Here is a 23,847-nt window from a genome sequence, read left to right as displayed (position 1 = left end):
GCACATTCCAATTTGGCCGCACCTATTGATCGAGCGCTTGGTCCAGTGGACTCTTTGCTAATCGGGGGCGGCGAAGGGAGCCCTCGTGCTTGAGGTCCGCAACCTCGAGGTGATCTACGACGACGTGATGCTCGTCCTGCGCGGCGTCAGCCTGAGCGTCCCGCCCGGCTCGATCGTGGCGCTCCTGGGCGCCAACGGCGCCGGCAAGACGACCCTGCTGCGCGCGCTGTCCGGCCTGCTGGACGTGCACGACGGAGAGATCACCAAAGGGACGGTCACCCTTGAAGGCCAGCCGATCCACCACCTCAAACCCGCCCAGATCGTACGGCGCGGCCTCAGCCAGGTCATGGAGGGCCGCCGCATCCTGGCCGAGCTGACCGTGGAGGAGAACCTCAAGGTCGGCGGCCACACCGCGGCGCGATCCCACCTCGACCGGGTCTACGGCCTGTTCCCCGTGCTGGCCGAACGCCGCAGGAGCGTCTCCGGCTACCTGTCCGGCGGCGAGCAGCAGATGCTGGCCGTCGGCCGCGCGCTCATGGCGGGACCGGCGTACCTGCTCCTGGACGAGCCCAGCCTCGGCCTGGCCCCGTCGCTCGTCGCCCAGATCCGCGACCTCATCGTCGAGATCAACAAGCAGGGCACCACCGTCCTGCTGGTCGAGCAGAACGCCACCATGGCGCTGTCGATCGCCGCCCACGGCTACGTGATGGAGACCGGAAAGATCGTGATGGACAAGCCGGCCGCCGAACTGCTGGCCGACGAGGACATCAGGGAGTTCTACCTCGGGCTCGGCGCCGAGGGCGCGGCCAGGTCCTTCCGCGAGGTCAAGCACTACAAACGGAGGAAGCGATGGCTGTCCTGAGCGTGGAGGACGTCGGCCTGTCCTTCGCCGGCGTCCGCGCCATCGACGGCGTCTCCTTCGAGGTCGGTCCCACCGAGCTGTTCGCGGTGATCGGCCCCAACGGCGCCGGCAAGACCTCGATCTTCAACGTCCTGTCCGGCGTCTACCGGCCCCAGCGCGGCAAGGTCGTCTTCCTGGAGACCGAACTCCTCGGCCGGCGCCCCGACGAGATCGCCGCGATGGGCCTGGCCCGCACCTTCCAGAACGTCGAGCTCTTCCACAACCTCACCGTCCTGGACAACCTCATGCTCGGCCGCCACTGCCACTTCCGGTACGGCACGCTGTCGGCCATCGCCTGGTTCGGCCGGGCCAGAAGGCAGGAGCTGGAGGCCAGAGCCAGGATCGAGGACATCATCGACTTCCTGGAGCTGGCCGCCTGGCGCCGGCATCCGGTGCGGCTGCTGCCGTACGGGATCCAGAAGCGGGTGGAGCTCGGCCGCGCGCTGGCGATGGAGCCCAGGCTGCTGCTGCTCGACGAGCCCGTCGCCGGAATGAACCTGGAGGAGACCGAGGACATGGCCAGGTTCGTCCTGGACATCCGCGACGAGCTCGGCATCCCGATCGTGCTGGTCGACCACGACATGGGCCTGGTCATGGACCTGGCCGACCGGGTGCTCGTGCTCGACTTCGGCCGCCAGGTGGCCCTCGGCACGCCCGCCGAGGTGCAGCGCGACCCCAAGGTCATCGAGGCGTATCTGGGAGGGACCGCGTGAGGCCGACCATCGTCACCCGGGTCCAGGACCGGGCCGCGCGCACGCCCGGCGTCGTCGCCCTGCGGCACAAGGACTTCGGCGTCTGGCAGGAGATCACCTGGTCCGGCTACTGGAGCCGGGTCGAGCTCGTCGCGCACGCCCTGCTGGCCCTCGGAGTCGAGCCGGGCGACCGGGTCGCCGTCCACTCCGAGAACCGCCCGGAATGGCTCTACGCCGACCTGGCCACGGTCGCCGTGCGCGGAATCACCGTCGGCCTCTACCCGACCAACCCGCCGGCCGAGGTCGCGTACCTGCTGGCCGACTCCGGCGCCCGCATCCTGCTGGCCGAGGACCAGGAGCAGCTCGACAAGGCGCTGGACATCGAGGACCTGGAGCGCATCGTCTACCTGGAGCCCCGCGGCATCCGCGGCAGGTACGACGACCCGCGACTGCTCCACTGGCCCGACCTGCTGGCCATCGGCGCCGCCCACCGCGCCGAGCACCCGGACGCGCTGGCCCGCCGGATGGACGAGGCGACGGCCGGCGACGTGGCCACCCTCATCTACACCTCCGGCACCACCGGCCCGCCCAAGGGCGTCATGCTCACCGTCGGCAACATCGAGTTCGCGATCAAGACGCTCGTCGAGGACGGCGGCTTCACCTCGCCGCCACCGTCGGAGCGCGACCTCATCCTGTCCTACCTGCCGCTCTGCCACGTCGCCGAGCGCGCCTTCACCGTCTGGTTCAACGCCGGCGCCGGCGTCCAGGTGAACTTCGCCGAGTCGATCGAGACCGTCCAGGCCAACCTGCGCGAGGTGCAGCCGACGATCCTGTTCGGCGTCCCGCGCATCTGGGAGAAGGTGCTGGCCCAGGTCAACATCAAGCTCGACGCCGCCTCTCCGCTCAAACGCGCCGTGACGAGGCTCTGGCTGCGGATCGCCGACCGGGTCGGCGACACGCTGGTGCGCACCGGCGGCACCCACACCGCCGCCACCCGTCTGCTCTACGCGCTGGGCTGGGTGTTCTGCTACCGCTCGCTGCGCGAGCGGCTCGGCATGCGCCGCGTCCGCTACGCCGCCTCCGGCGCCGCCCCGATCGCCCCCGACGTGCTCAAGTTCTACATGGGCGTCGGCGTGGCCATGCACGAGGTGTACGGCATGAGCGAGAACACCGCCATCGCCACCGCCAACCGTCCCGGCCGGGTCAGGCTCGGCACCGTCGGCGAGCCGCAGGCCGGCATCGAGCTGAAGATCGACGAGGCCACCGGCGAGATCATGACCAGGCACCCGGGCACCTTCGCCGGCTACTGGCGCAACCCGCGCGCCACGGCCGACGTGCTCGACGCCGACGGCTGGCTGCACACCGGCGACGTGGGGGAGTGGGACGGCGGCACCCACGTGCGCATCACCGACCGGATGAAGGACATCATCATCACCGGCGGCGGCAAGAACGTCGCGCCCTCCGAGATCGAGAACGCGCTGAAGGCCTCGCCGTACATCAAGGAGGCGGTCGTCATCGGCGACCAGCGGCCCTACCTCGTGGCGCTCATCGGCATCGAACTCGACACCGTCGGGGAGTGGGCGCGCCGGCGCGGCATCGCCTACACGACCTACCGCGACCTGTCCGAGCGGCCGCAGACGCGGGCGCTGGTCCAGGACGTCGTCCTGCGGGTCAACGAGCGCTTCGCCCGGGTCGAGCAGGTCAAGAAGTTCGCGTTCCTGCCCAAGGAGCTCGACCACGAGGACGGCGAGCTGACCGCCACGCAGAAGGTCAAGCGCAGCGCCATCGCCAAGCTGTTCGAGGAGCTGGTCGAAGGGATGTACCGCGCGTGATAGGAGTGCTCGAATCGGTCATCAGGGGACTGGGCAACGGCTCGGTCTACGCGTTGCTGGCACTCGGATTCGTGATCATCTACAAGGCGACCAGGGTCATCAGCTTTGCCCAGCCCGCGCTCATGCTGGCCGGGGCCGTGGCGGTCAGCTACCTGACCGAGGTGACCGGCTTCTACCTCGCGGTCCTGCTGGCCGCGCTGCTCATCGCCGGGGTCGCGCTCGGCATCGAGCGGGTGGCGATCCGGCCCATGGTCGGCCGCCCGGTGTTCGTCGTCGCGATCATCACGCTGGGCGTGGACGTGGTCGTCCGCGTGGTCGTCAACGGCTTCATCGGCCGCGACGTGCGGCAGATGGGCGACCCGTGGGGCCTGAACCAGGTCGCGCTCGGCCCGCTGGTCGTGCAGCAGCGGTGGCTGGCCATGCTCGCCGTGACGGCCGTGCTGGTCACGCTGCTGTTCCTGTTCTTCCGCCACACCAGGTACGGCCTGGCCATGCGGGCCGCCGCCTTCGACCAGGAGACCGCGCTCGCGCAGGGGGTCTCGGTCGGAGCGGTGTTCGCGCTGTCGTGGGCCCTGGCCGGGTTCCTGGCCGCGATCGCCGGCATGTTCGTCGGCACCGGTCAGGGCGTGGAGCAGCTGACCTGGATCGTCGCGCTCAAGGCGCTGCCGGCCATCATCGTCGGCGGCCTCGACTCGCTCGGCGGCGCGGTCGCGGGCGGGCTGACGATCGGGGTGGTCGAGTCGCTGTTCCAGAGCTACCAGGGCGAGTTCGCGCCGTGGCTGGGACAGAACTTCGCGGTGGTCACGCCGTACGTGGTGATGCTGGTCGTGCTGCTGGTGCGGCCGTACGGGCTGTTCGGCACCCGGGAGGTCGAGCGCGTATGACCGACACCAGGTCCACCGCCAAGGCGGAGGCGCCCGGCACCCCGGCCGGGCGATCGCGCCGCCCGCGCGGGCGCCCGCTGCTCTACACCTCCTACGCCCAGGACATGGCGCTGCTCGACACCCGGGCCAAGAAGGTCTGGACCGGGCTGCTGGTGCTGCTCGCGCTGTCGCTGTCCGTGGTGCTGGCCGACCGGTCGCTGGAGGTGCTGGCGGGGGCGTACGTGCTGGCCATCGGGGCGATCGGGCTCAACATCGTCACCGGGTACGCCGGGCAGGTGTCGCTGGGGCACGCGTTCTTCGTGGCCATCGGGGCGTACACGGCGGCGGCGGTCTCCGGGCCGCGCGGCGGCGAGCACCTGGGGTTCGGCCTGGCCGAGATCTGGATCTGGCTGCCGGCCGCCGGGCTGGTCGCCGCGCTGTTCGGCGTGCTGGTCGCGCCGCTGGCCACCCGGCTGCGCGGGCTCTACCTGGCCGTCGTCACGCTCGGGCTGGTCTTTCTCGGCGAGCACGTCTTCAAGGAGTGGGACCACCTGACCGGCGGCCCCGGCGTGGGGCGGGAGGCGGCGGTGCCCCAGCTCTTCGGCCTCCCCCTCGACCAGGACGGCGCCGCCACCAAGGAGCAGCAGCTCTACGTGCTCATGCTCGTGCTGCTGATCGCCTTCGCGGTGGCCGCCCGCAATCTCGCCCGCTCGCGGATCGGGCGCGCCTTCTCGGCCATCCGCGACCGGGACATCGCCGCCGCGGTCATCGGCGTGCCGCTGACCCGCTACAAGGTGCTGGCCTTCGGGGTCTCCTCCTTCTACGCCGGGTGCGCCGGGGCGCTGTTCTACAGCATCTCCGGGTACGTGGAGCCCGGTTCGTTCAGCCTGCTGCTGTCGGTGCAGTTCATCGCGATGGTGCTCATCGGCGGGGTGGCGACGGTGTCCGGGGCCATCGCGGGGGCGCTGTTCATCTCGCTGCTGCAGCCGATCACCCGGTCGCTGCCGGAACTGCTGCCGATCGTCAGCGCCGACACCACGGTCACGCCCAACGTGTTCCAGGTCGAGACCGTGCTCTACGGCCTGCTGATCATCTTGTTCCTCGTCTTCGAGCCGCGCGGGCTGTTCGGCATCTGGATCCGCGTGCGCGCCTACTGGAAGTCCTGGCCGTTCTCCTACTAGTGAGAGGAAAACTGATGAAGGTGCGCTATGGCGTGACGTTCGTCGCGATAGTGGCCCTTCTGTCCGCGTGCGGCGTCATCCGGGGGGACGACGAGGGCAGCAAGGGCGCCGTGACGACCGGCGTCACCCGGGAACCGTGTCCGCTGGCCGTCGACAAGAACAAGGGCTGCATCTACCTGGGCACGATCTCCGACCTGACCCAGGGGCCGTTCGCGGCGCTGGCCGTACCGATCACCGATGCGCAGAAGGCGTTCTGGAAGCGCGTCAACACCGCCGGCGGCATCGGCGGCACGTACGAGGTGGACGTGCAGGCCTACGTGCGCGACAACAAGTACAACCCCGAGGTGCACCGGCAGGTCTACAACGAGATCAAGGACAAGGTCCTGGGCCTGGCGCAGACGCTCGGCTCACCCACGACCGCGGCGATCATCGGCGACCTGAAGGCCAACAACGTCGTCTCCGCACCGGCCTCCTGGACCTCGGCGTGGGAGTTCGAGGACGTGATCGTCGAGAGCGGCGCCAACTACTGCGTCGAGGCCATGAACTCCGTCGACTACGCGATGGAGACCTACAAGCCCAAGACCGTGATGGCCGTCCACCTGGCCGGGGACTACGGAGCCGACGCCGCCGCGGGCGCGAAGGTCGCGGCGGAGAAGAACGGGCTGACGTTCACCGCCGTCGAGACGCCGCCCGGCGCCACCGAGCAGGGCCGGGCCATCACCGAGATCACCAAGAACAAGCCCGACCTGGTCATCCTCACCACCGGCCCCGCCGACGCCGCCGCCATCGTCGGCCAGTCGGCCGCCGCCGGGTTCAAGGGCCGCTTCATCGGCACCGGCCCGACGTGGAACCCCGCGCTGCTCAAGTCGCCCGCCGCGCCCGCGCTCAAGGCCCTGTACGAGCAGTCGTCGCCCGGCAAGCCCTTCAACGCCGACACGCCCGGCCACAAGGCCATGCGCGAGGCGCTCACCGGCGTCACCCCCAACGACGGCTATACCTCCGGCTGGGTCTGGTCCTACCCGCTGAAGGCGGCGCTGGAGAAGATGGTGGCCTCGGGCGACATCAGCCGCAAGGGCCTGCTGGCCGCGGTCAAGACGCTCGCGACCGTGGACTACGAGGGCATGCTGCCGCCGGAGGCGGGCAACTTCTCCGGCGACCCGAACACCGCCACCTTCCGCCAGACGCTCGTCAACAAGCTCGATGAGACCGCTCCCACCGGTGTCACCACGGTCAAGGACTTCTTCATCGGCCCGACCGCCCAGGCCCACGCCATGGACGGTCCTTGCTACGCCAAGCTGTAGCCGCCGCCGGGGGCGCGAGCCGTTGGGTAGGGTCGCAGGTATGCGACTCCGGTTTGTGCCCCTAGCCCTTTTCGCCTCTGCCGTCTTCCTCGCCGGGTGCGGCGAGGTCAACAGCACCATCGACAAGGCCCAGGCGTGCCTGGAGGCGCCGAAGATCGTCGCCGACCTGGTGGCCGAGGTCGGCAAGTTCACCAACGATCCGAAGGCGATGGACAAGGCCATCGACGACGCCGCGACCAAGCTGAACGGCGTGGCCGACAAGGCCTCCAACACCACGCTCAAGGAAGCCACCGACAGCCTGGCCACGTCGCTGGGCAACATCAACGTCAAGACCGCCAACGACGCCGTCGACTCCGCGCAGAAGGTGACCGCCGACACCGCGGCCTACCTGGAGAAGATCGCCAAGGCCTGTTCCTAGCCGCTGCGCCCGCGCGGGCCCTCCGATGGCGTGAGCCTGACGGCCCACGCCACGGCCCGCGCGGTTGCCGCCGTCACCCGTCGTGTTCCGCGGCCAGGTGCGCGGGCAGCAGCGCGGCCCCGAAGTCGGCGCCGGGACGACGCAGCACCGAGTGGGCGTGGTTGGCGCCGTTCTGGGTGTTGTCGTACTCGATGAGCAGGCCGGGGCCCTGGATGCGGTAGTAGTGGCCCAGGCCGCGCCCGGCCGGTCCGGCCCAGGCGAAGGCCAGCTTGCCCGGCTCCACCGGTACACGTAGCGCGGGCGCCAGGCGGTCGACGTAGACCGAGGCCAGCTTGCCCAGCAGCGCCGCCGCCGAGCCCGCCAGCTCCGCGCCGCGCACGCCCGGCGGGTCCAGGGGGTCGGTGGCGATGGCGGTGCCGGTGAGGATGTCGGGCGGGGCCGTACCGGCGATGAGGGCCGCCGCGCGGTGGGCGGCGGGCAGGTCGGCGAGCAGTGCCCGCGCGAGCTCCTCCTCCAGTGGCAGCGGGCGGGTGACCGCGACGCCCTCGTAGGTGATCACGGCCGGGTTGGCGCCCAGGAACAGCGGCGCCACCTCCACCTCGTCCCCGCTGACCGTGGCGGTCACCGAGACGTGGTGGCCCTCGAAGCGCCAGCTCCAGCGGGGCGCGCCGGGCGAGCCGAAGAGCGCGAGATGGTAGTCGTCGCTGTGGCGCCTGCCCCGGCCCTCCTCGCGCAGGTCGAGCACCTCTTCCAGCGCCATCACCGTCACGGCCTGCGCGAAGGCGTGCGGGGCGAGCGCGGTGGCCAGCAGGCGGTGGGCGGCGTTGCGGGCGCTCCTGCCCAGCCCGAGCAGCGGAACGCCCGGCCGCCACGCGGGCACGTACGTCCACTGCACGCGCAGCGGGTCGGCGAAGTCGTGCGCCGCGAGCCCCCGTTGGTCCTCGTCCAGGGCGTCGAGGAACTCCCCGGCGACGGCCGCCATGGCCTGTGCGGTCATGGTGATTCCCGCCTTCTCTAGGGGTTGTATGTACGAATTATGGTGATTCTATGGAGCCCGACCCCAGGTTCACCCTGGCAAATGAACGTACCTTTTTGACGTGGTTGAGCACCGCTTTGGCATTGAGCGCGGGCGGCGTGGCGATGGCCGCCGTGCCGGAAGACGTCTTCGTCCCCTGGATCCGCACCAGCCTGGCCATCATGCTCGTCGCCCTGGCCGCGCTCGCCGCGGGCATGGCCTACCCGCGCTGGCGTAACATCCAGCGCGCCCTTCGCGATCAGTCTCCCCTGCCGCCGCCCGCCCTCGCCGCCGTCTTCGGGTACGGCGTCGCCGCCGTGGCCGTCATCGCCCTGGTGCTCATCGTTCTCGCGATCTGACCATGTCGAAGGAGATCTGGGACCCCGGGCTGCAGAGCGAACGCACGCGCCTGGCCTGGGTACGGACCGCCGTCGCCCTCTCCACCGGCGGCCTCGCGGCGGCCGGGCTCACCCTGCGGGCGGGACTGCCCCCGGCCGCCGTGGCCGGCTTCGCCCTGGCCGCCCTGAGCGGTGGCGTCCTGCTGGCCAGGACCGGGGCCCGCTTCCGCAGCCACCAGCGCGCCCTGCACGAAGGCGTGCCCCTGGACGCCGGCCTCGACGTGCTGTTCGCCTGGCTGGGCACCCTCTGCGTGGTGGGCGGGGCGATCTTCTTCGTCCTCAGCTGAGGCTCCGCGTACGCCACCCGTCGGGGAATTCCCTGCGCCCCAGATCGTCCAGCAGAGACAGCAGCCGGTAGCGCCCCGGGACCGGCGGATCGTCCAGCAGATCCCAGAAGCAGCGGAAATAGCCATCCGCCCGTTCCCGCCCGCGCAGCGGCTCCAGCTCCCGCACCGCCTCGTCGGTGCGGCCCAGGCAGGCCAGCGCCAGCGCCCGCACGTGGCGGTCCTTCTCGCTGCCGGTGTGCGCCGGGTTCGGCTCGGCGGCCTGGACCAGCAGCCGCTCCGCCCGCTCCGGGTCGGACCTGCGCAACATCACGCCCAGCCGGACGCTGTAGCCCCGGTAGCCGTCCCGCTCCGCCGCGTGCGCCAGCTCCAGGTGGGCGCGGGCCGCGTCCGGGGCGCCGCGCATCAGCTCGACCATGGCGCAGTCCAGGTGGTCGGCGTTCGCCGCGTCCGCCTCGCTGATCTCCGCCGCCTCGCCCGACATGGCGTGTACCACCGCCAGCCCCGCCTTGATCCCGGAATGGTCGGGACCGGCCCGCAGCCCCTGCCGGTAGACCTGAGCCGCCTCCTCCAGCCGGCACAACGCCGTCAGGTGCCCGCCGAGCAGGTAGTAGGCCCTGGCGTAGTCGGGGGAGATCCTGACCGCCGCCCGGTAGGCGCTCTCGGCGGCCCCGTTGTCGCCGAGCGCGAAGTAGGCGTTGCCCAGCTCCAGGTACGCCGCGGCGTGCTCAGGATCCAGGCGCACCGCCTCCTCCAGCGACCTGGCCGAGGCGCCGGCGTCGCGCAGGCACGCGTGCAGGACGCCCGCCAGATAGTGCAGCCCCGAGGAGTCCGGCCGCCTCTCCAGCCGCCGCTCGGTCAGCTCGGCGGCCGTGCTCCAGGCGACGACCGCCTCCGCGTGCCGATCGAGGTCGCGCAGCACGTACCCCAGACCCTCGTAGGCGTAGGGGTTGCCGGCGTCCATCTCGATCGCCATCCGGTACGCCGCCTCCGCCTCCTGCGGCCGGTCCAGGGCGTGCAGGGTGTCGGCCAGCTGCTTGCCGATGAACATCGTGCGCCCGATCTCGATCACCCGCTGGTAGGCGCGCGCCGCCGCCTCATGCTCTTCGAGGTTGGAGTGCAGCGCCCCCAGCCACTCGTACATCGGGCCCGACCCCGGATTGCGCTCCACCTCCGCCTGCAGGATGCGCAGCCCGAGCCGCCACTGCCGCCGCGCCTCCTGCGGCCGGTCGAGCTGCGCGAGCACCGACCCGAGCCGGCCGTAGGCGCTGAAGTCCTCGGGATCGAGCTCCACCACCAGCCGGTACGCCGCCTCCGCCTCCTCCATCCGGCCGAGGGCCAGCAGGGCGTTGCCCCGGTAGGTGTGGGTGTCGGGGTTGTCGGGGCGTACCCGGGTCAGCCGGTCGGCCAGGGCCAGCGCCTGCTCGTGCTCCTCCGACGCCTCGGCCAGCAGGCACGACCAGTCGAGGAAGCTCGGGTCCTCCGGCGCGTGTTCGAGCTGCTCGGCCAGGATGCTCCTGGCCCGCCCCCGGTGCTCCAGCTCCAGGACCCTGGGGCCGGACAGGTGGTAGGAGTTCCAGATGTGCAGCGCCGGCCAGAAGCGTTCCCCGTCATCGTTCCTGGCCGCCTCGAACGCCTGGATGGCCTCGGCGTACCTGCCGTACTGGCGCAGGGCCAGGCCGAGCTGGGTCCAGGCGCCCTCGTCGCCGGGCTTGAGCTCGGCGGCCTCGCGGTAGAAGCCGAGCGCCAGCCCCTGGTAGCCGAGGGCGGTGATGTCGTGGCCGAGTCCCATCGCCAGCGACGCCGGGTCGGCGGCGAGCCTGACCGCGGTGGAGAAGGCCTCCTCCGCCCGTGACTGCTCGCCCAGGGCCAGCGCGGTCAGCCCGAGGTGGCGCCAGGCGTCGGCCGCGTCCGGCGCGTACCTGGTGGCCAGCTCGGCCGCGCGCAGCGCGTCGTTCGACGGCGAACGGCGCAGGTTGGCCGGGTCGACCAGGTCGCGGGCGATCTCCATCGCGGCCTGGGCGACCTGCTCCAGCGCGGCGGGCGACGACCCGGCCAGGAGCGCGGCGGCCCGCTCGGTCAGCACGATCCGCGCGCCGGTGTCGAGCGACAGCCAGCGGGCGTGCCGCAGCCGCAGCAGGTCGACCAGGCCCGCCCGGATCTCGCCCTCGACCGGGCTGTAGTCGGAGCGGGCGCTGTCCATCAGCGCGAACGTGCGCTCCAGCGTCTTCTGGTAGGGGGTGAAGCCGGGCCTGAGCATGTCCTGCATGGTGTCCAGGTGCTCGCGCTGGTCGGGCGTCAGCACGGGCTCGAAGAAGCGCGCGGTGAGCAGCAGGTCGCCGGCGAAGCCGCGGTCCAGGACGCAGATCGGGAAGAGCCTGGCCATCAGCCGCAGGCCGTCCACGTTGTCGGTCCAGAACGCGTGCCACAGCAGCGTCTCGACGTTCTCCCGCCAGGCCCGGTCGTCCAGGCGCTCGGTGCCGTCCAGGCCGTCCTGGCCGGCCAGCCGTTCGCACAGGACTTCGATGGCGCGGCGATTGGCCTCCAGCACGGTGTAGCGATCCTGCGGCCCGAGCAGGAACGAGCGGAACGTCGATCGGACCGCCTGGTGCAGGCGCCGGGTCCTGGTCAGGATGAAGTCGTGCCGGCGCACCAGCTCGTCCATGATGCGGGCGAAGGCCAGCGGCTCGCCGACGTCCCACAGCGCCGACAGCAGCGAGGCGTCCAGGCGCTCCGAGCGGTGCAGGGCCATGCCGAACAGCAGCATGCGCTCCAGCGGGTCGTGGGTGTGCTTGAGATAGCGCTCGGCCAGCGTCCTGATGACGAAGGAGACCTCGCCGTTCTCGCCGATCTCGGCCAGCGCGTCCTCCACGTCGCCGGTGCTCTCGATCTCGTGGCACAACATCGACACCGCCAGCGGGATGCCCCTGCTGGCCCGCCAGATCCGCTCCACCGGCAGGTCGTCGGCCACCGGGCCGAGGCGGCGGTCCAGGTACTCGGCGAGCGTCCCCATGTCGAAGACCTCCATGAGGATGCGGCGGAAGCGGGTGCCGGGCAGCTCGCGCTGGTAGAGGGAGGCCTCGTTGCCCTCGGTCGGGCTCAGCTCCTCCTCCAGCCGCATGGCGATCACCCAGACGACGCCGGGCCCGGACAGGCGTATCGCCTCGCGCAGCCGCCGGTGGTCGGCCGGGCGCAGCAGTTCCGCCGTGTCCAGGAAGATCGCGATGGGCGAGCCCTTACGCCCGCCGGTCAGGCCGCGCAGCCCCGCCGCGAACGCGGACACCACCTGGTCGCGCATCCGCGCCACCCGGGCCTGCTCCCTGGCCTGCCGCTCGGCCTTCTGCTGCTTGCGGCGGTGCAGCGCGTCGGCGCCGCGGTCGACCATCCGGTCCAGCGGGCTGGTCGGCAGCGGCACGCCGAACAGCGCGTCGCCGACCAGTTCCCCGCCGAGCTCCAGCGCGCCCTTGGTCCAGGCGCGGGCGCCGGAGTCGGCCTCATCGCCCTCCGGCGCGTCCTGGTCGCTCTCCCCGAGCGCGTCCACGGCGGCGACGAAGTCCTCGAACTCCTTGCCCGCCGCGCGGCCCTGCCGCCGCTCGCCCGGCGGGCACAGCTCGAACGCGATCCGCTCCAGCGTGCTCACCAGGCTGGCCCGCCACAGGCCCACCGCCTGGTCGAGGTCCTGCACCTGCTCGGCGTCGAGGTCCACCAGCACCCCGCGCAGCCCCGCCGCCGCGGCCATGTCCACGTAGCGGTTGACCAGCGTGCTCTTGCCCATGCCGCCGTGGCCGTGCACGAGAACGGCGAAGCCCTCGTCGGGTCCGTCCCCCGGATCGCGCAACGCGCTCAGCAGCGAGGCGAAGCGCTCCTGCTCTTCCGTACGGCCTACGAAGATCTGACGCGCCACTGCCGCTCCAGGTGGGGGGTTACCGGGTCCGTGCCGATGTTTCTACCCCGCTTGCGGGCATGCGCAAGCCGGGCGGACACTCGAAGAGAGGGGGTGACCTCATGGAAGAACAGCGCAGGAGCGTGCCGTTCGAGTGCCGGGGATGCTGGCATGTCTGGGAAGAGGACTACCTCGTGCGATCGGTCGACGACCGCCATGGTAACGAAAGGGAGGTGTGGGTCCGCTCGGGCGTGCTCGTCCCGCCGCCGTCGAGCGCCGCGGTCTGCCCCCATTGCGGCGGGCAGCAGACCACGACCTTCCCCGAGGGCTATCTCGCCCGCCACCCGGAGGCGCGGCTGGCCGCGCAGCCGGTGGCCACCGACGAGACGGCTCTGCTGAGCCCGGTACGGCCACGGCTGCTCTGAATCCTGACGAAGATCTTGGACCCCGCCGCGAAGGGGAATCCCGGAGGGGCCTCGCGCCCCTCCGGGAAACGGTCAGCTGAGGCTCTCCAGCCAGGCTCTGTGCAGCCCGGCGAAGCGGCCGGAGGCGGCGATGAGCTCGTCGGGATGTCCGTCCTCGACGATCTCGCCGCGCTCCATCACCAGCACCCGGTCGGCGATCTCCACCGTCGACAGCCGGTGCGCGATGATCAGCGCCGTACGGTCGGCCAGGATCGTGCGCAACGCCCGCTGGACCAGCCGCTCGCTCGGCACGTCCAGTGACGAGGTCGCCTCGTCCAGGATGAGCACCGCCGGGTCGGCCAGGAACGCCCGCGCGAACGCGACCAGCTGCCGCTGACCGGCGGACATGCGCCCGCCGCGCTTGCCCACCTCGGTGTCGTAGCCGTCGGGCAGCCCGCTGATGAACTCGTGCGCGCCGATCGCCTTGGCCGCCTCGCGCACCTCGCGGTCGGAGGCGCCCGGCCGGCCGAAGCGGATGTTGTCGGCGACCGTGCCGGAGAACAGGAAGTTCTCCTGGGTCACCATGACCACCGCGCGGCGCAGCGTCGGCTCGTCCAGCATCGTGAGGTCGACGCCGTCGAGCAGGACGCGCCCCTCGGCCGGGTCGTAGAAGCGGGAGATCAGCTTGGCCAGCGTCGTCTTGCCCGCGCCCGTCGCCCCGACCAGCGCCACGCTCTGCCCGGCCGGGATCGTCAGGTCCAGCCTCGGCAGGATCGGCATCTCCTCGGTGTAGGCGAAGCGCACGTCCTCGAAGCGCACCTTGCCCCTGGCGCTCTCCAGCGGGGCCGGCTTGCGCGGCTCGGGCACCGCGGGCTGCTCCTCCAGCACGCCGGACAGCTTCTCCAGCGCCGCGCCCGCCGACTGCAGCGTGTTGTAGAACTGGCTGATCTCCTGCATCGGCTCGTAGAACTGGCGCAGGTAGAGCAGGAACGCCGCCAGCACGCCGACCGTGACCTCCTGGTGCAGGGCCAGCCAGCCGCCGTACATGAGCACGCCGGCGACGGTCACGTTGCCGATGAGCTTGATGCCCGGCATGAAGATCGCGAGTAGCTGCATGCTGCGCGCGTTGGCGTCGCGGTAGTCGGCGTTGAGCTGCTTGAAGATCTCCTGGTTGCGGTGCTCGCGGCGGAAGGCCTGGACCGCGCGGATGCCGGTCATCGACTCGACGAAGTGCACGATGACCAGCGCGACCGTCTCGCGGGTGCGCCGGTAGACGATCGCCGACTGCCTGCGGAACCACCGGGTGAACAGCAGCAGCAGCGGCAGTGGGATCAGCGCGAGCAGGCCGAGGTGCACGTCCAGGACGATCAGCAGCGCCGCCGTGCCGAACATCGTCAGCACCGCCGTGACCAGGCCGTCGAAGCCCGACTGCAGCAGTTCGGCGATCGCCTCGATGTCGGAGGTCAGCCGCGAGATGACCCGGCCCGAGGTGTACTTCTCGTGGAAGGACAGCGACAGCCGCTGGAAGTGGTCGAACACGCGCCGGCGCAGCTCCAGCAGGATGTCCTGGCCGATGCGCCCCGACAGCTTCAGGAACGCCTGCCGGGTGAGCGCCTGGGTCGCGGCGGCGGCCAGGATCACGCCGACCACGGTCAGCAGCGTGCCGGTCCCGGTGCCCTTGAGCATCGGCGGGATGCCCTCGTCGATGCCCACCTTCACCAGGTACGGGATCGCCAAGCCCGCCAGGTTGGAGACGACGATGATCGCGGTCAGCGCCGCGATCTGCTTCTTGTGCGGTTTCAGCAGGTCACCTAGGAGCTTTCGGGAGCGCTCCCGCAGCAACACCGAGACCTTGTCGTCGAGCTCGTCCTGCTCCTCGGAGGCCACGCCTCGCCAGGCCTTGGCCGGCGTGGTCATCGCAGCGCTCCTTCCGAGGGGTCGAGGTCGGCGTCCTGGGCCAGCAGTTCCCGGTACTCGGGCACCGCCTCCAGCAGTTCGTGGTGGGTGCCGACGTGCGTGATCGTGCCGCCGCGCAGCAGCGCCACCTTGTCGGCCAGCAGCACGGTCGAGGCGCGGTGCGCCACGACGATGCCGGTCGCGTCGCGCAGCACCCGCCGCAGCGCCTCCTCCACGAGCGCCTCCGTCTCGACGTCGAGCGCCGAGAGCGTGTCGTCCAGGACGAGGATCCTCGGCTTGCTCAGTACGGCCCGCGCCAGCGCCAGCCGCTGCCGCTGCCCGCCCGACAACGACATGCCCTGCTCGCCGATCCGGGTGTCGAGCCCCCAGGGCAGGTCGTAGACGAACTGCGCCTGCGCGGTGCGGATCGCCGCTTCCAGCTCCTCCTCGGAGGAGTCGAGGTGGCCGAGCGTGAGGTTCTCCCTGACGCTCATCGAGAACAGCGTCGGCTCCTCGAACGCGGTCGCCACGATCTGCCGCAGCGAGCCCAGCTCCAGCTCGCGCACGTCGTGGCCGTCGATCGTGACCCGGCCGCGGGTCGGGTCGAGCAGGCGGGGGACCAGAGAGGTCAGCGTCGTCTTGCCGGAGCCGGTCGCGCCGACGACGGCCACGGTCTCGCCGGGCCGTACCTCCAGCCAGAGGTCGTCGAGCACGGGGCTCTCCGCGCCGGGGAAGCGGTACTCCACGCCTTCGAAACGCAGGTGGCCGCGTGGTTCCCGGGCCGTGTCCGCGCCGTCCTGGATCGCCGGGACGGTGTCCATGACCTCCATGACGCGGTCGGCGGCGGTCATGGCCTCCTGGGACATGGCCAGGATGTAGCCGAGGCTGGCGATCGGCCAGACGAGCTGCAGCATCAGCGTGGTGAAGGCGACCAGCGTGCCCAGCGACAGGTCGCCGCCGCCCACCGCGAGCGCGCCGAGCAGCAGGACGAGCGCGAGCGTGAAGTTGGGGATGACCTCGAGGAAGGTGAAGAAGCGCGCGGAGTGGCGCACCTTCTCCATGGAGGTCCCGTACACCTTGCGCGCGGAGTCGTCGAAGGAGTCGAAGACGTGGTGCCGGCGGCCGAACGCCTTGATCGTCCGGATGCCGATGGCCGACTCCTCGACGAGCGTGGCGAGGTCGCCCTGCTCGTCCTGGACCCGGCGGGAGATGAGGATGTAGCGCTTCTCGAACCGCAGCGACACCACCACGATCGGCACCGCCGACCCGGCGACCAGCAGCCCGAGCGGCCAGTACATGTTGAGCAGCACGATGGTGACGGTCGTCAGCTGCAGGATGTTCATGACGAGGAAGAGCATCCCGAAGCCGAGGAAGCGCCGGATCGCCGACAGGTCCGTCGTGGCACGTGACAACAGCTGGCCGGACTGCCATTCGTTGTGGAAGGCCATCGGCAGCCGCTGGAGGTGCCGGTAGAGGTTGTCCCGGATGCGGGTCTCCAGCCCGAGGACCGGCCCGACCTGGGCCCAGCGGCGGAGGAAGGTGAGGAGTGCTTCGATGACGCCGACGCCGAGCGCCAGGAGCCCGAGCGGAAGGAGCGCCCCCTGGTCACCGTGGGCCACGGGCCCGTCGATGACTTCTTTCCCGATGAGGGGGAGCGTGATGCTGGCCCCGATGCCGAGGAGGGCGACCAGCCAGATGAAGACGAGTTTGCCGATGTAAGGGCGGAGGTAGCCCTTCATCCGCCAGAGGGAGTTGGTAGACAGCACAGGACGGCGGGAAGTTGTGGTATCGGGAGGCACTCAATCAATGCTAACCCGACCGATCAACCCATTTTTGGCCGGGGCTGGTTTCGGTCGGGCCCTAAATCGTCGTGGCGGACGTGCGCGTGGTCCAATGTCGCGCGTGACCGTCATCGTGAACGCTGAAGCGTCCCCCGTCCTTTTCCTCCGTCCCTGGCGAGACGACGACCTGGCCGCGCTGGTGAGCGCGTACCGGGATCCCGAGCTGCGCAAGTGGACGCTTCACCCCATCGTGACCGACGACGACGGGCGGCACTGGCTGGACCTTCAGCACCAAGGCTGGGAGAGCGGGGAGCGGATGAGCTTCGCCGTACGGGAGGAGGGGAAGGACGCGCTTCTGGGCAACGTGGTCATGAAGCGCACCGACCCGCAGGGTGACACCGGCGAGGTCGGCTACTGGACGGCGGCGCCCGCCCGCGGCAGGGGAGTGGCGCCGCGGGCCGTGGAGTCACTGACCGCCTGGGCGTTCGCCACCTATCCAGCCTTGGCGTCGCTGGAGCTGCTCCACCAGGTCGACAACCTCGCCTCCTGCAGGGTGGCGGAGAAGACGGGCTACCTGTTCGAGGAGATTCTCCCGGCCGAGCCGCCGTTCCCGAACGACGGGCACCGGCACTGTCGCCGCCGCCCCGATTAGGCAGGGAATCGGTCAAGGCGGCGCGTCGCGCGGCGGGCGCGCGTGATCACCCGGGGCACAGTGGGACGCGACCGGCCCACGATCCCGCCGGACCGCCGTTGCCCGTGAGGAGCGCATGGAGCCGCTGCTGATCCTGCACGCCGTGGCGGCGATGTGCGCGCCGGTGCTCGTGCGGGTGATGGGCAGGGGCGCCTTCACGGTGCTGGCGGCGGTCCCGGCGATCGCCCTGGTGTTCGTCGCGGGGCGGGTGCCGTACGAGCACACGCGCGCGTGGGCGCCGCAGCTCGGGCTGGAGCTGGCCTTCCGGGTCGACGAGCTGTCGGCGCTCATGGTGACGCTGGTGACCGGGATCGGGGCGCTGGTCCTGTGGTACTGCTCGCGCTACTTCGGGCGGGACGCCCAGGGGCTCGGGCGCTTCGCCGGCTTCCTGGTGGCGTTCGCGGGGGCCATGCTCGGGCTGGTGGTCGCCGACGACCTGCTCCTGCTGTACGTCTTCTGGGAACTGACCACCGTCTTCTCCTACCTGCTGATCGGCTACGACCCCGAGAGCCGGGCCAGCCGGGTCGCCGCCATGCAGGCGCTCACCGTCACCACGCTCGGCGGGCTGGCGATGCTGGCCGGGCTGGTCGTCATCGGCCAGGCGGCCGGCACGTACCGGATCTCGCGGATCGTGGCCGACCCGCCCCAGGGCGGCATGGTGGCGGCGGCGCTGGTCCTGGTGCTGGCCGGCGCGCTGGCCAAGTCGGCGATCTTCCCGTTCAGCCTGTGGCTGCCCGGCGCGATGGCCGCCCCGACCCCGGTCTCGGCGTACCTGCACGCGGCCGCGATGGTGAAGGCGGGCATCTACCTGCTGGCCCGGCTCGGGCCGGCGTTCGGCGACGTGGCGGTGTGGCGGCTGGTCGCGGTGCCGCTGGGCCTGGCGACCATGCTGATGGCCGGCTGGCGGGCGCTGCGCGAGACCGACCTGAAACGCCTGCTCGCCTACGGCACCGTCAGCCAGCTCGGCTTCCTCACCGTGCTGTTCGGCGCGGGCACGGGCGCGGCGGCGCTCGCGGGCGTGGCCATGCTGCTGGCGCACGCCCTGTTCAAGGCGGCGCTGTTCCTGGTCGTCGGGATCGTCGACCACGCCACCGGCTCCCGCGACCTGACCGTGCTGAGCGGGCTGCGCACCACGATGCCGTGGGTGTGCGCCGCCTCCGTCCTGGCCGCCGCGTCGATGGCGGGGCTGCCGCCGCTGCTCGGCTTCGCCGGCAAGGAAGCCGCCTTCGAGGCCCTGCTGCACGACCCGTTCGTCCTGGCCGGTGTCGTGCTCGGCTCGGTGCTGACCGTCGCCTACACCGCCCGTTTCCTCTGGGGCGCCTTCGCCGCCAAGCCCGGCCTGACGCCCACGCCGGTGCGGCCCACGCCGGCGCCGATGTTCATCCCGCCCGCGCTGCTGTCCGTCCTCGGCCTCGCCACCGCCGTCGCCGCCGGCCGGTACGGCGCGGCCATGACCCCCTACACCGCCACCTACCCCGACCACGGCCCGGAGGTCCACCTGGCCCTGTGGTCCGGCGCCGTGACCCCGCTCGCCCTGTCGGCCGTCGCCCTCGTCTTCGGCCTGGCCCTCTTCCTGATCAGGGAACCCGTGGCCAGGCTCGGAGCCTCCCTCCACGTGCTCGACGCCGCCCAGCTCTACTGGGCGTTCATGCGCGGTGTGGACCGCAACGCCACCATCCTCACCGGGCTCCTCCAGCGCGGTTCCCTGCCCGCCTACCTCACGCTCGCCCTGGCCGTCATGGCCGCCACCGGCTGCTTCTCCTTCCTGTACGGCGGCGCCCCCGTCCTCGACCTCGACGTCACCGCCTGGGCCAGGCCGGAGCAGCCGGTCATCGGCGCGGTCCTGACGGCCGGAGCCGTCGCCCTGCTGTTCGTGCGCGGCCACATCCTGCTCGCGCTGATGGCCGGCGTCACCGGCTATGGCGCCGCCCTGCTGTTCCTGGTCCACGGCTCGCCCGACCTGGCGCTCACCCAGTTCCTCGCCGAGACGCTCAGCCTGGTGATGTTCGCGCTGGTGCTCAGGCGGCTGCCGGTCAGCCCGGCGCGCGACTCGGCCCGGGTGCCGTTCGGGCTGCGGCTGGGCCTGGGCCTGGTCACCGGGGTCGTGGCCGCGGGGGCGGGGATGGTGGCGCTGCACGAGCGCACCGCCGTACCGGTCGGGACGCAGCTGGCGGCGGCGGCCGAGCGGGCGGGGGCGACGAACATCGTCAGCGCGCTCCTGGTGGACATCCGCGCCTGGGACACGCTGGGCGAGAGCTCGGTGATCATCGTGCTCACGCTCGGCGTGACGAGCCTGGTCTTCCTGCGCCGCCGTACCTTCAGCCTCGAACGCGAGGACGCGGCGCCGCTCCCGGACGGACGCGCGCACTGGTTGTCGGCCACGCTGCCGGTCGGCCAGCGCTCGGTCATCTTCGAGATCGTGGCCAGGCTGACCTTCCACACGATGCTGCTGCTGTCGGTGTTCCTGCTGCTCACCGGGCACGGCAGGGTGGGCGGCGGGTTCGCGGGCGGCATCGTGGCCGGGCTCGCGGTGGCGGTGCGCTACCTGGCGGGCGGGCGCTACGAGCTGGCCAGGGCGCTGCCGGTCAACGCCGGCGTGCTGATCGGGGTGGGGCTGACGCTCTCGGTGTGCTGCGCGCTGATCGGGTGGGGCGCGGGCGGGGACACGCTGCGGATGCTCGCGGCCGACGTGACGCTCCCGCTGGTCGGGACTCTGCACCTGTCGACGGTGCTGTTGTTCGACTTCGGCATCTATCTGTCCGTGGTCGGCATGGTCGGCGACGTCCTGCGCGGCCTGGGGGCCGAGCTGGACCGGCAGATGGAGGGCTCGTGAGCCTGCCGCTGGTGCCGTTCGCGCTGTCCGCGGTGCTCATCGCCGTGGGCGTCACGCTGCTGCTGGAGCGGAGCCTGGTCAGGATCCTGGTCGGCGTCATCGTCCTGTCGAACGGCGTCAACCTGCTGATCGTCACCGCGGGCGGGCCGGCGGGCCGCCCGCCGTTCGCCGGCACCGAGGGGATGGCCGACCCGCTGCCGCAGGCGATGGTCCTGACCTCGATCGTGATCACGCTCGGCGTGACCGCCTTCCTGCTGGCCATGGCGCACCGTTCGTGGCAGCTGACCGGCGACGACGCGGTGCAGGACGACACCGAGGACCGCCGGGTGCGCATCAGGGCCACCGCGGGCGAGCTGAGCCGGGGGCTGCGCGACAGGGAGAAGTCCTACGAACGGCTCGTCGCCGACCAGCGCGCCGAACTGGCCCGCCTGGACGCCGAGCGGATCGAGCGCGAACGCCGCGCGGCCGCCGAGCTGGAGTCGCGGATCCTGGAGATCAACGTGGACCTCGGCCGCTGGATGGAGGCGCACAAGAACGACGGGCTGACCTCGGAGGAACTGCTGCGCCGCTTCGAGGAGGCCAGGCAGCAGGAGGAGGCCCAGGCCCGCGGCAAGGACGATCGGGTACGCGAGCTGCGCGACGACTTCGCCCGCAGGCGGCGCGAGCAGGACGCCGCCGAGCAGGAACTGCGGCGCAAGCTGCGGACCAGGCAGCGCGAGGCGCGCAGGAAGCTGCGGGCGGCGATCCGCGAGGACCTGCGCAGGCAGGCGCTCGCCCAGGATCCCGAGCTGGAAGGGGAGGACTGACGTGCAGGCGCTGATCCCCGCGCCGGTGCTGCTGCCCCTGCTGGCCGCGGCGCTGAAGCTGGCCATCGGCGGGCGGCTGCGCCGGCTGCACGCGCTGATCAGCCTGGCGACGCTGGGCGCCATGGTCGTGATCTCGCTGATCCTGCTCGTGGCGGCCGACCGCGGCGGCCCGCTGGTCGCGTGCGTAGGGGGCTGGCCGGCGCCGACCGGCATCTGCCTGGTCGCCGACCGCCTGTCCACGCTCATGCTGGTGGTGTCGTCGGCGGTGACGTTCTGCGTCATGCTCTACTCGCTGGCCAACGCCTACGCCGACCAGGAGCACCTGGCGCCGATGGCGATCTTCCACCCGGCGTACCTGATCATGGTCGCGGGGGTGGCGGACGCGTTTCTGTCCGGCGACCTGTTCAACCTGTTCGTCGCCTTCGAGATGCTGCTGGGCGGCTCGTACGTGCTGCTCACCTTCGGCGGGACCCTGCCGCGCATCCGGGCCGGCGCCACGTACACGGTCATGGGGCTGGCTTCGTCCATGCTCTTCCTGATCGCGCTCGCGATCACCTACGCCAGCACGGGCACCTTGTCGATGGCCCAGCTCGCCGAGCGTTTCGCCGGGCTGCCGCAGCACCTCAAACTGCTGGTCGAGCTCACGTTGCTGCTGGTCTTCGCGATCAAGGCGGCGGTCTTCCCCATGTCCGCCTGGCTGCCCGACTCCTACCCCACCGCCCCCGCCCCGGCCACCGCCGTCTTCGCCGGCCTGCTGACCAAGGTCGGCATCTACTCGATCATCCGGCTGGAGGCCCTGCTGTTCCCGGGCGGGCCCGTGTCCACGATCCTCATGTGGGCCGCCCTGCTGACCATGCTGATCGGCGTCGCGGGCGCCGTCGCCCAGACCGACATCAAACGCATGCTCTCCTTCACCCTGGTCAGTCACATCGGCTACATGGTGTACGGCGTCGCGTTGTCGTCGATCGCGGGCATGGCCGGCGCCGTCATGTACGTCGTGCACCACATCACCGTCCAGACCAGCCTCTTCCTGGTGACCGGACTGATCGAGCGGCGCACCGGCACCACGTCCGTGGACCGGCTCGGCGGGCTGATGCGGCTGGCCCCGTTGATCGCCGTGCTCTTCTTCATTCCCGCCATGAACCTGTCCGGGATGCCCCCTATGTCAGGATTTTTGGGGAAACTTTTGCTGGTCCAGGCGGGGCTGGCCGACGGCGGGCCGCTGGCGCTCACCCTGGTCGCCGGCAGCCTCGTGACCAGCCTGCTGACCCTGTACGCGGTGGCCAAGACCTGGGGCAAGGCGTTCTGGCGCAGCCCGCCGGCCGCGGACGGAGCGGAGGAGACCGTGCTGGACAGCGAGGAGTCGTCGGAGGAGGGCGCGATCCGCACCACCGTGCTGCCGCCCTGGCCCATGGTGGCGGCCACGGCGGCGCTGGTCGTGCTGGCCCTGTCGTACACGGTTCTGGCCGGGCCGCTGTCGGCGCTGGCCGGGCGGGCCGCCGGTGAGCTGATGGCGCGGCAGCCGTACCTGGAGGCCGTGTCGGGGAGCGGCCGATGAGGACGCGCCTGTTCGCGCCGCGGGTGTTCGGGCGGCACGTGCCGTTGCCGCTGGTGATCTGGCTGGCGCTCGTCTGGGTGCTGCTGTGGGGCGACCTCAGCGTCGGCAACGTCCTGGGCGGGCTGCTGGCCGGGGCGGTCATCTCCTGGATGCTGCCGCTGCCGCTGCTCGACCCCGGCATCCGGCTCAGGCCCGTCGCGCTGCTGGCCTTCCTGCCCCGCTACGCGCTGGACATGGTCGTCTCCAGCGTGCGCGTGGCCTGGTGGGCGCTGCGGCCGGGGGCCTGCGACCCACCGGTCCACCTGGCCACCGCGACGCTGCGCACCTCGTCGGAGCCGATGACCACGCTGATCATCGTGGCGCTGTCGTCGCTGCCCGGCAGCCTCGTCGTCGAGGCCTACACCGGAAGGAAGGAACTGGTCGTGCACGTGCTCGGCACCACCGACACCGGCTCTGTCCAGGAGGAGGTCACCCGGCTCGAAAGCCGGGTGATCGCCGTCTTCGGCACCAGGGCCGACAGGGAGGAACTCCGATGAGCGTGGTCTACGCCGCGGTGGTGATCCTGCTCGGCAGCGCGGCGGCGATGACCGTCTACCGGCTGGCCCGCGGCCCCTCGATGCTGGACCGGGCGGTCGCCTTCGACGTGCTGACGGCCGTGGCCATGTGCGCCGTCGGCACCGCCGCCGCCTTTTACCGCGAATACTCGGCGATGCCGATCCTGCTCGTCCTGTCGCTGCTGGGCTTCGTCGGGTCGGTCTGCCTGGCCAGGTTCTTCGCCAGGAGCGGCCGATGACCGACATCCTCGCCGGAACCTGCCTGCTGCTCGGCGCCGCGCTGACCTTCGTGGCCGGGATCGGGCTGGTCCGCTTCCCCGGCACTCTGGCCCGCATGCACGCCGGCAGCAAGCCCCAGGTGCCCGGCATCCTGCTCATCCTGGCCGGCATGTGGCTGCGCGAGCCCACGGCGGCCGTGGGCGGACCGCTGCTCATCGTGGGCTGCGCGCAGATCATCACCGTGGCCGTGGCCACCTACGTGGTCGGCCGCGCCGCGTATCTGTCCGACTGACCACCCGCGCGCGCCGTCCGACCTGACCACGCGCCCGCGCTGTCC

General features: G+C 71.4%; 21 protein-coding genes. 17 read left to right on the top strand and 4 right to left on the bottom strand.

Annotated elements, in window-relative coordinates; genetic code table 11:
- The first annotated feature begins 85 nt into the window (after window positions 1-85).
- The 7 genes from ACIBHY_RS15770 to ACIBHY_RS15740 are packed head-to-tail and all read left to right on the top strand — an operon-like array spanning window position 86 to window position 7,188.
- The gene (locus tag ACIBHY_RS15770) at window positions 86-862 is read left to right on the top strand and encodes an ABC transporter ATP-binding protein (RefSeq protein ID WP_397242798.1); all 777 of its coding nucleotides are present in this window, start codon (window positions 86-88) and stop codon (window positions 860-862) included.
- Window positions 850-1,614 carry an ABC transporter ATP-binding protein gene (locus ACIBHY_RS15765; protein WP_397242800.1) on the top strand — a complete coding sequence of 255 codons (765 nt, stop codon included), beginning with the start codon at window positions 850-852 and terminating at the stop codon, window positions 1,612-1,614. The genes ACIBHY_RS15770 and ACIBHY_RS15765 overlap by 13 nt, the downstream gene beginning before the upstream one ends.
- Complete coding sequence (locus ACIBHY_RS15760; RefSeq protein ID WP_397306991.1) at window positions 1,611-3,425, top strand: AMP-dependent synthetase/ligase; 1,815 nt, start codon at window positions 1,611-1,613, stop codon at window positions 3,423-3,425. The genes ACIBHY_RS15765 and ACIBHY_RS15760 overlap by 4 nt, the downstream gene beginning before the upstream one ends.
- Window positions 3,422-4,309, top strand: coding sequence for a branched-chain amino acid ABC transporter permease (locus tag ACIBHY_RS15755; RefSeq protein WP_379618779.1), 888 nt, complete (start codon window positions 3,422-3,424; stop codon window positions 4,307-4,309). The genes ACIBHY_RS15760 and ACIBHY_RS15755 overlap by 4 nt, the downstream gene beginning before the upstream one ends.
- Window positions 4,306-5,469: a branched-chain amino acid ABC transporter permease gene (locus tag ACIBHY_RS15750; protein ID WP_397306990.1), complete on the top strand. Its 1,164-nt coding sequence runs from the start codon at window positions 4,306-4,308 to the stop codon at window positions 5,467-5,469. Before ACIBHY_RS15755 ends, ACIBHY_RS15750 begins: the two co-directional genes overlap by 4 nt.
- Window positions 5,470-5,483: 14 nt before the next feature.
- Window positions 5,484-6,770, top strand: coding sequence for an ABC transporter substrate-binding protein (locus ACIBHY_RS15745; protein WP_397242806.1), 1,287 nt, complete (start codon window positions 5,484-5,486; stop codon window positions 6,768-6,770).
- A gap of 40 nt (window positions 6,771-6,810) precedes the next feature.
- Complete coding sequence (locus ACIBHY_RS15740; RefSeq protein ID WP_184962838.1) at window positions 6,811-7,188, top strand: hypothetical protein; 378 nt, start codon at window positions 6,811-6,813, stop codon at window positions 7,186-7,188.
- A 73-nt stretch (window positions 7,189-7,261) separates the two neighbouring features.
- Here ACIBHY_RS15740 and ACIBHY_RS15735 read toward each other — a convergent pair whose 3' ends face one another.
- Window positions 7,262-8,185 carry a DUF3500 domain-containing protein gene (locus ACIBHY_RS15735; RefSeq protein ID WP_397242808.1) on the bottom strand — a complete coding sequence of 308 codons (924 nt, stop codon included), beginning with the start codon at window positions 8,183-8,185 and terminating at the stop codon, window positions 7,262-7,264.
- A gap of 50 nt (window positions 8,186-8,235) precedes the next feature.
- Here ACIBHY_RS15735 and ACIBHY_RS15730 point away from each other — a divergent pair, with 50 nt between their 5' ends.
- Entirely contained in the window at window positions 8,236-8,562 is a 327-nt protein-coding gene (locus tag ACIBHY_RS15730) for a YidH family protein (protein ID WP_379618787.1), read from the top strand.
- 2 nt (window positions 8,563-8,564) lie between these two features.
- Window positions 8,565-8,888 carry a DUF202 domain-containing protein gene (locus ACIBHY_RS15725; RefSeq protein ID WP_379618789.1) on the top strand — a complete coding sequence of 108 codons (324 nt, stop codon included), beginning with the start codon at window positions 8,565-8,567 and terminating at the stop codon, window positions 8,886-8,888.
- Here the strand turns inward: ACIBHY_RS15725 and ACIBHY_RS15720 are convergent.
- Window positions 8,881-12,789, bottom strand: coding sequence for a tetratricopeptide repeat protein (locus tag ACIBHY_RS15720; RefSeq protein WP_397306988.1), 3,909 nt, complete (start codon window positions 12,787-12,789; stop codon window positions 8,881-8,883). The genes ACIBHY_RS15725 and ACIBHY_RS15720 overlap by 8 nt on opposite strands.
- Window positions 12,790-12,890: 101 nt before the next feature.
- Between ACIBHY_RS15720 and ACIBHY_RS15715 the strand changes: the two genes are divergently transcribed.
- Window positions 12,891-13,193, top strand: coding sequence for a hypothetical protein (locus ACIBHY_RS15715; protein WP_397242812.1), 303 nt, complete (start codon window positions 12,891-12,893; stop codon window positions 13,191-13,193).
- Between the two features lie 72 nt (window positions 13,194-13,265).
- On the opposite strand, the gene ACIBHY_RS15710 is transcribed toward ACIBHY_RS15715, so the two are convergent.
- Entirely contained in the window at window positions 13,266-15,089 is a 1,824-nt protein-coding gene (locus tag ACIBHY_RS15710; protein ID WP_397242814.1) for an ABC transporter ATP-binding protein, read from the bottom strand.
- Window positions 15,086-16,807: an ABC transporter ATP-binding protein gene (locus ACIBHY_RS15705; RefSeq protein WP_397242816.1), complete on the bottom strand. Its 1,722-nt coding sequence runs from the start codon at window positions 16,805-16,807 to the stop codon at window positions 15,086-15,088. Before ACIBHY_RS15705 ends, ACIBHY_RS15710 begins: the two co-directional genes overlap by 4 nt.
- Before the next feature lie 163 nt (window positions 16,808-16,970).
- Between ACIBHY_RS15705 and ACIBHY_RS15700 the strand changes: the two genes are divergently transcribed.
- From ACIBHY_RS15700 to ACIBHY_RS15670, 7 genes are all read left to right on the top strand, one after another.
- The gene (locus ACIBHY_RS15700) at window positions 16,971-17,501 is read left to right on the top strand and encodes a GNAT family N-acetyltransferase (RefSeq protein WP_397242818.1); all 531 of its coding nucleotides are present in this window, start codon (window positions 16,971-16,973) and stop codon (window positions 17,499-17,501) included.
- 115 nt (window positions 17,502-17,616) lie between these two features.
- On the top strand, window positions 17,617-20,373 hold the full coding sequence (locus tag ACIBHY_RS15695; RefSeq protein ID WP_397306987.1) for a Na+/H+ antiporter subunit A: 2,757 nt from the start codon (window positions 17,617-17,619) through the stop codon (window positions 20,371-20,373).
- Window positions 20,370-21,179: a Na(+)/H(+) antiporter subunit C gene (locus ACIBHY_RS15690; protein WP_397242822.1), complete on the top strand. Its 810-nt coding sequence runs from the start codon at window positions 20,370-20,372 to the stop codon at window positions 21,177-21,179. The genes ACIBHY_RS15695 and ACIBHY_RS15690 overlap by 4 nt, the downstream gene beginning before the upstream one ends.
- A 1-nt stretch (window position 21,180) precedes the next feature.
- On the top strand, window positions 21,181-22,737 hold the full coding sequence (locus ACIBHY_RS15685) for a Na+/H+ antiporter subunit D (RefSeq protein ID WP_397306986.1): 1,557 nt from the start codon (window positions 21,181-21,183) through the stop codon (window positions 22,735-22,737).
- Complete coding sequence (locus ACIBHY_RS15680) at window positions 22,734-23,273, top strand: Na+/H+ antiporter subunit E (protein WP_379618807.1); 540 nt, start codon at window positions 22,734-22,736, stop codon at window positions 23,271-23,273. Before ACIBHY_RS15685 ends, ACIBHY_RS15680 begins: the two co-directional genes overlap by 4 nt.
- Complete coding sequence (locus tag ACIBHY_RS15675) at window positions 23,270-23,530, top strand: monovalent cation/H+ antiporter complex subunit F (RefSeq protein WP_397242826.1); 261 nt, start codon at window positions 23,270-23,272, stop codon at window positions 23,528-23,530. Before ACIBHY_RS15680 ends, ACIBHY_RS15675 begins: the two co-directional genes overlap by 4 nt.
- Complete coding sequence (locus ACIBHY_RS15670) at window positions 23,527-23,802, top strand: cation:proton antiporter (RefSeq protein ID WP_397242828.1); 276 nt, start codon at window positions 23,527-23,529, stop codon at window positions 23,800-23,802. The genes ACIBHY_RS15675 and ACIBHY_RS15670 overlap by 4 nt, the downstream gene beginning before the upstream one ends.
- The last annotated feature ends 45 nt before the right edge of the window (window positions 23,803-23,847 follow it).

Source organism: Nonomuraea sp. NPDC050547 (assembly GCF_044457345.1).
Classification (GTDB): domain Bacteria; phylum Actinomycetota; class Actinomycetes; order Streptosporangiales; family Streptosporangiaceae; genus Nonomuraea.
The sequence above is the reverse complement of the archived record's forward strand: the minus strand, read 5'-3'. Positions and strand labels throughout refer to the sequence as shown.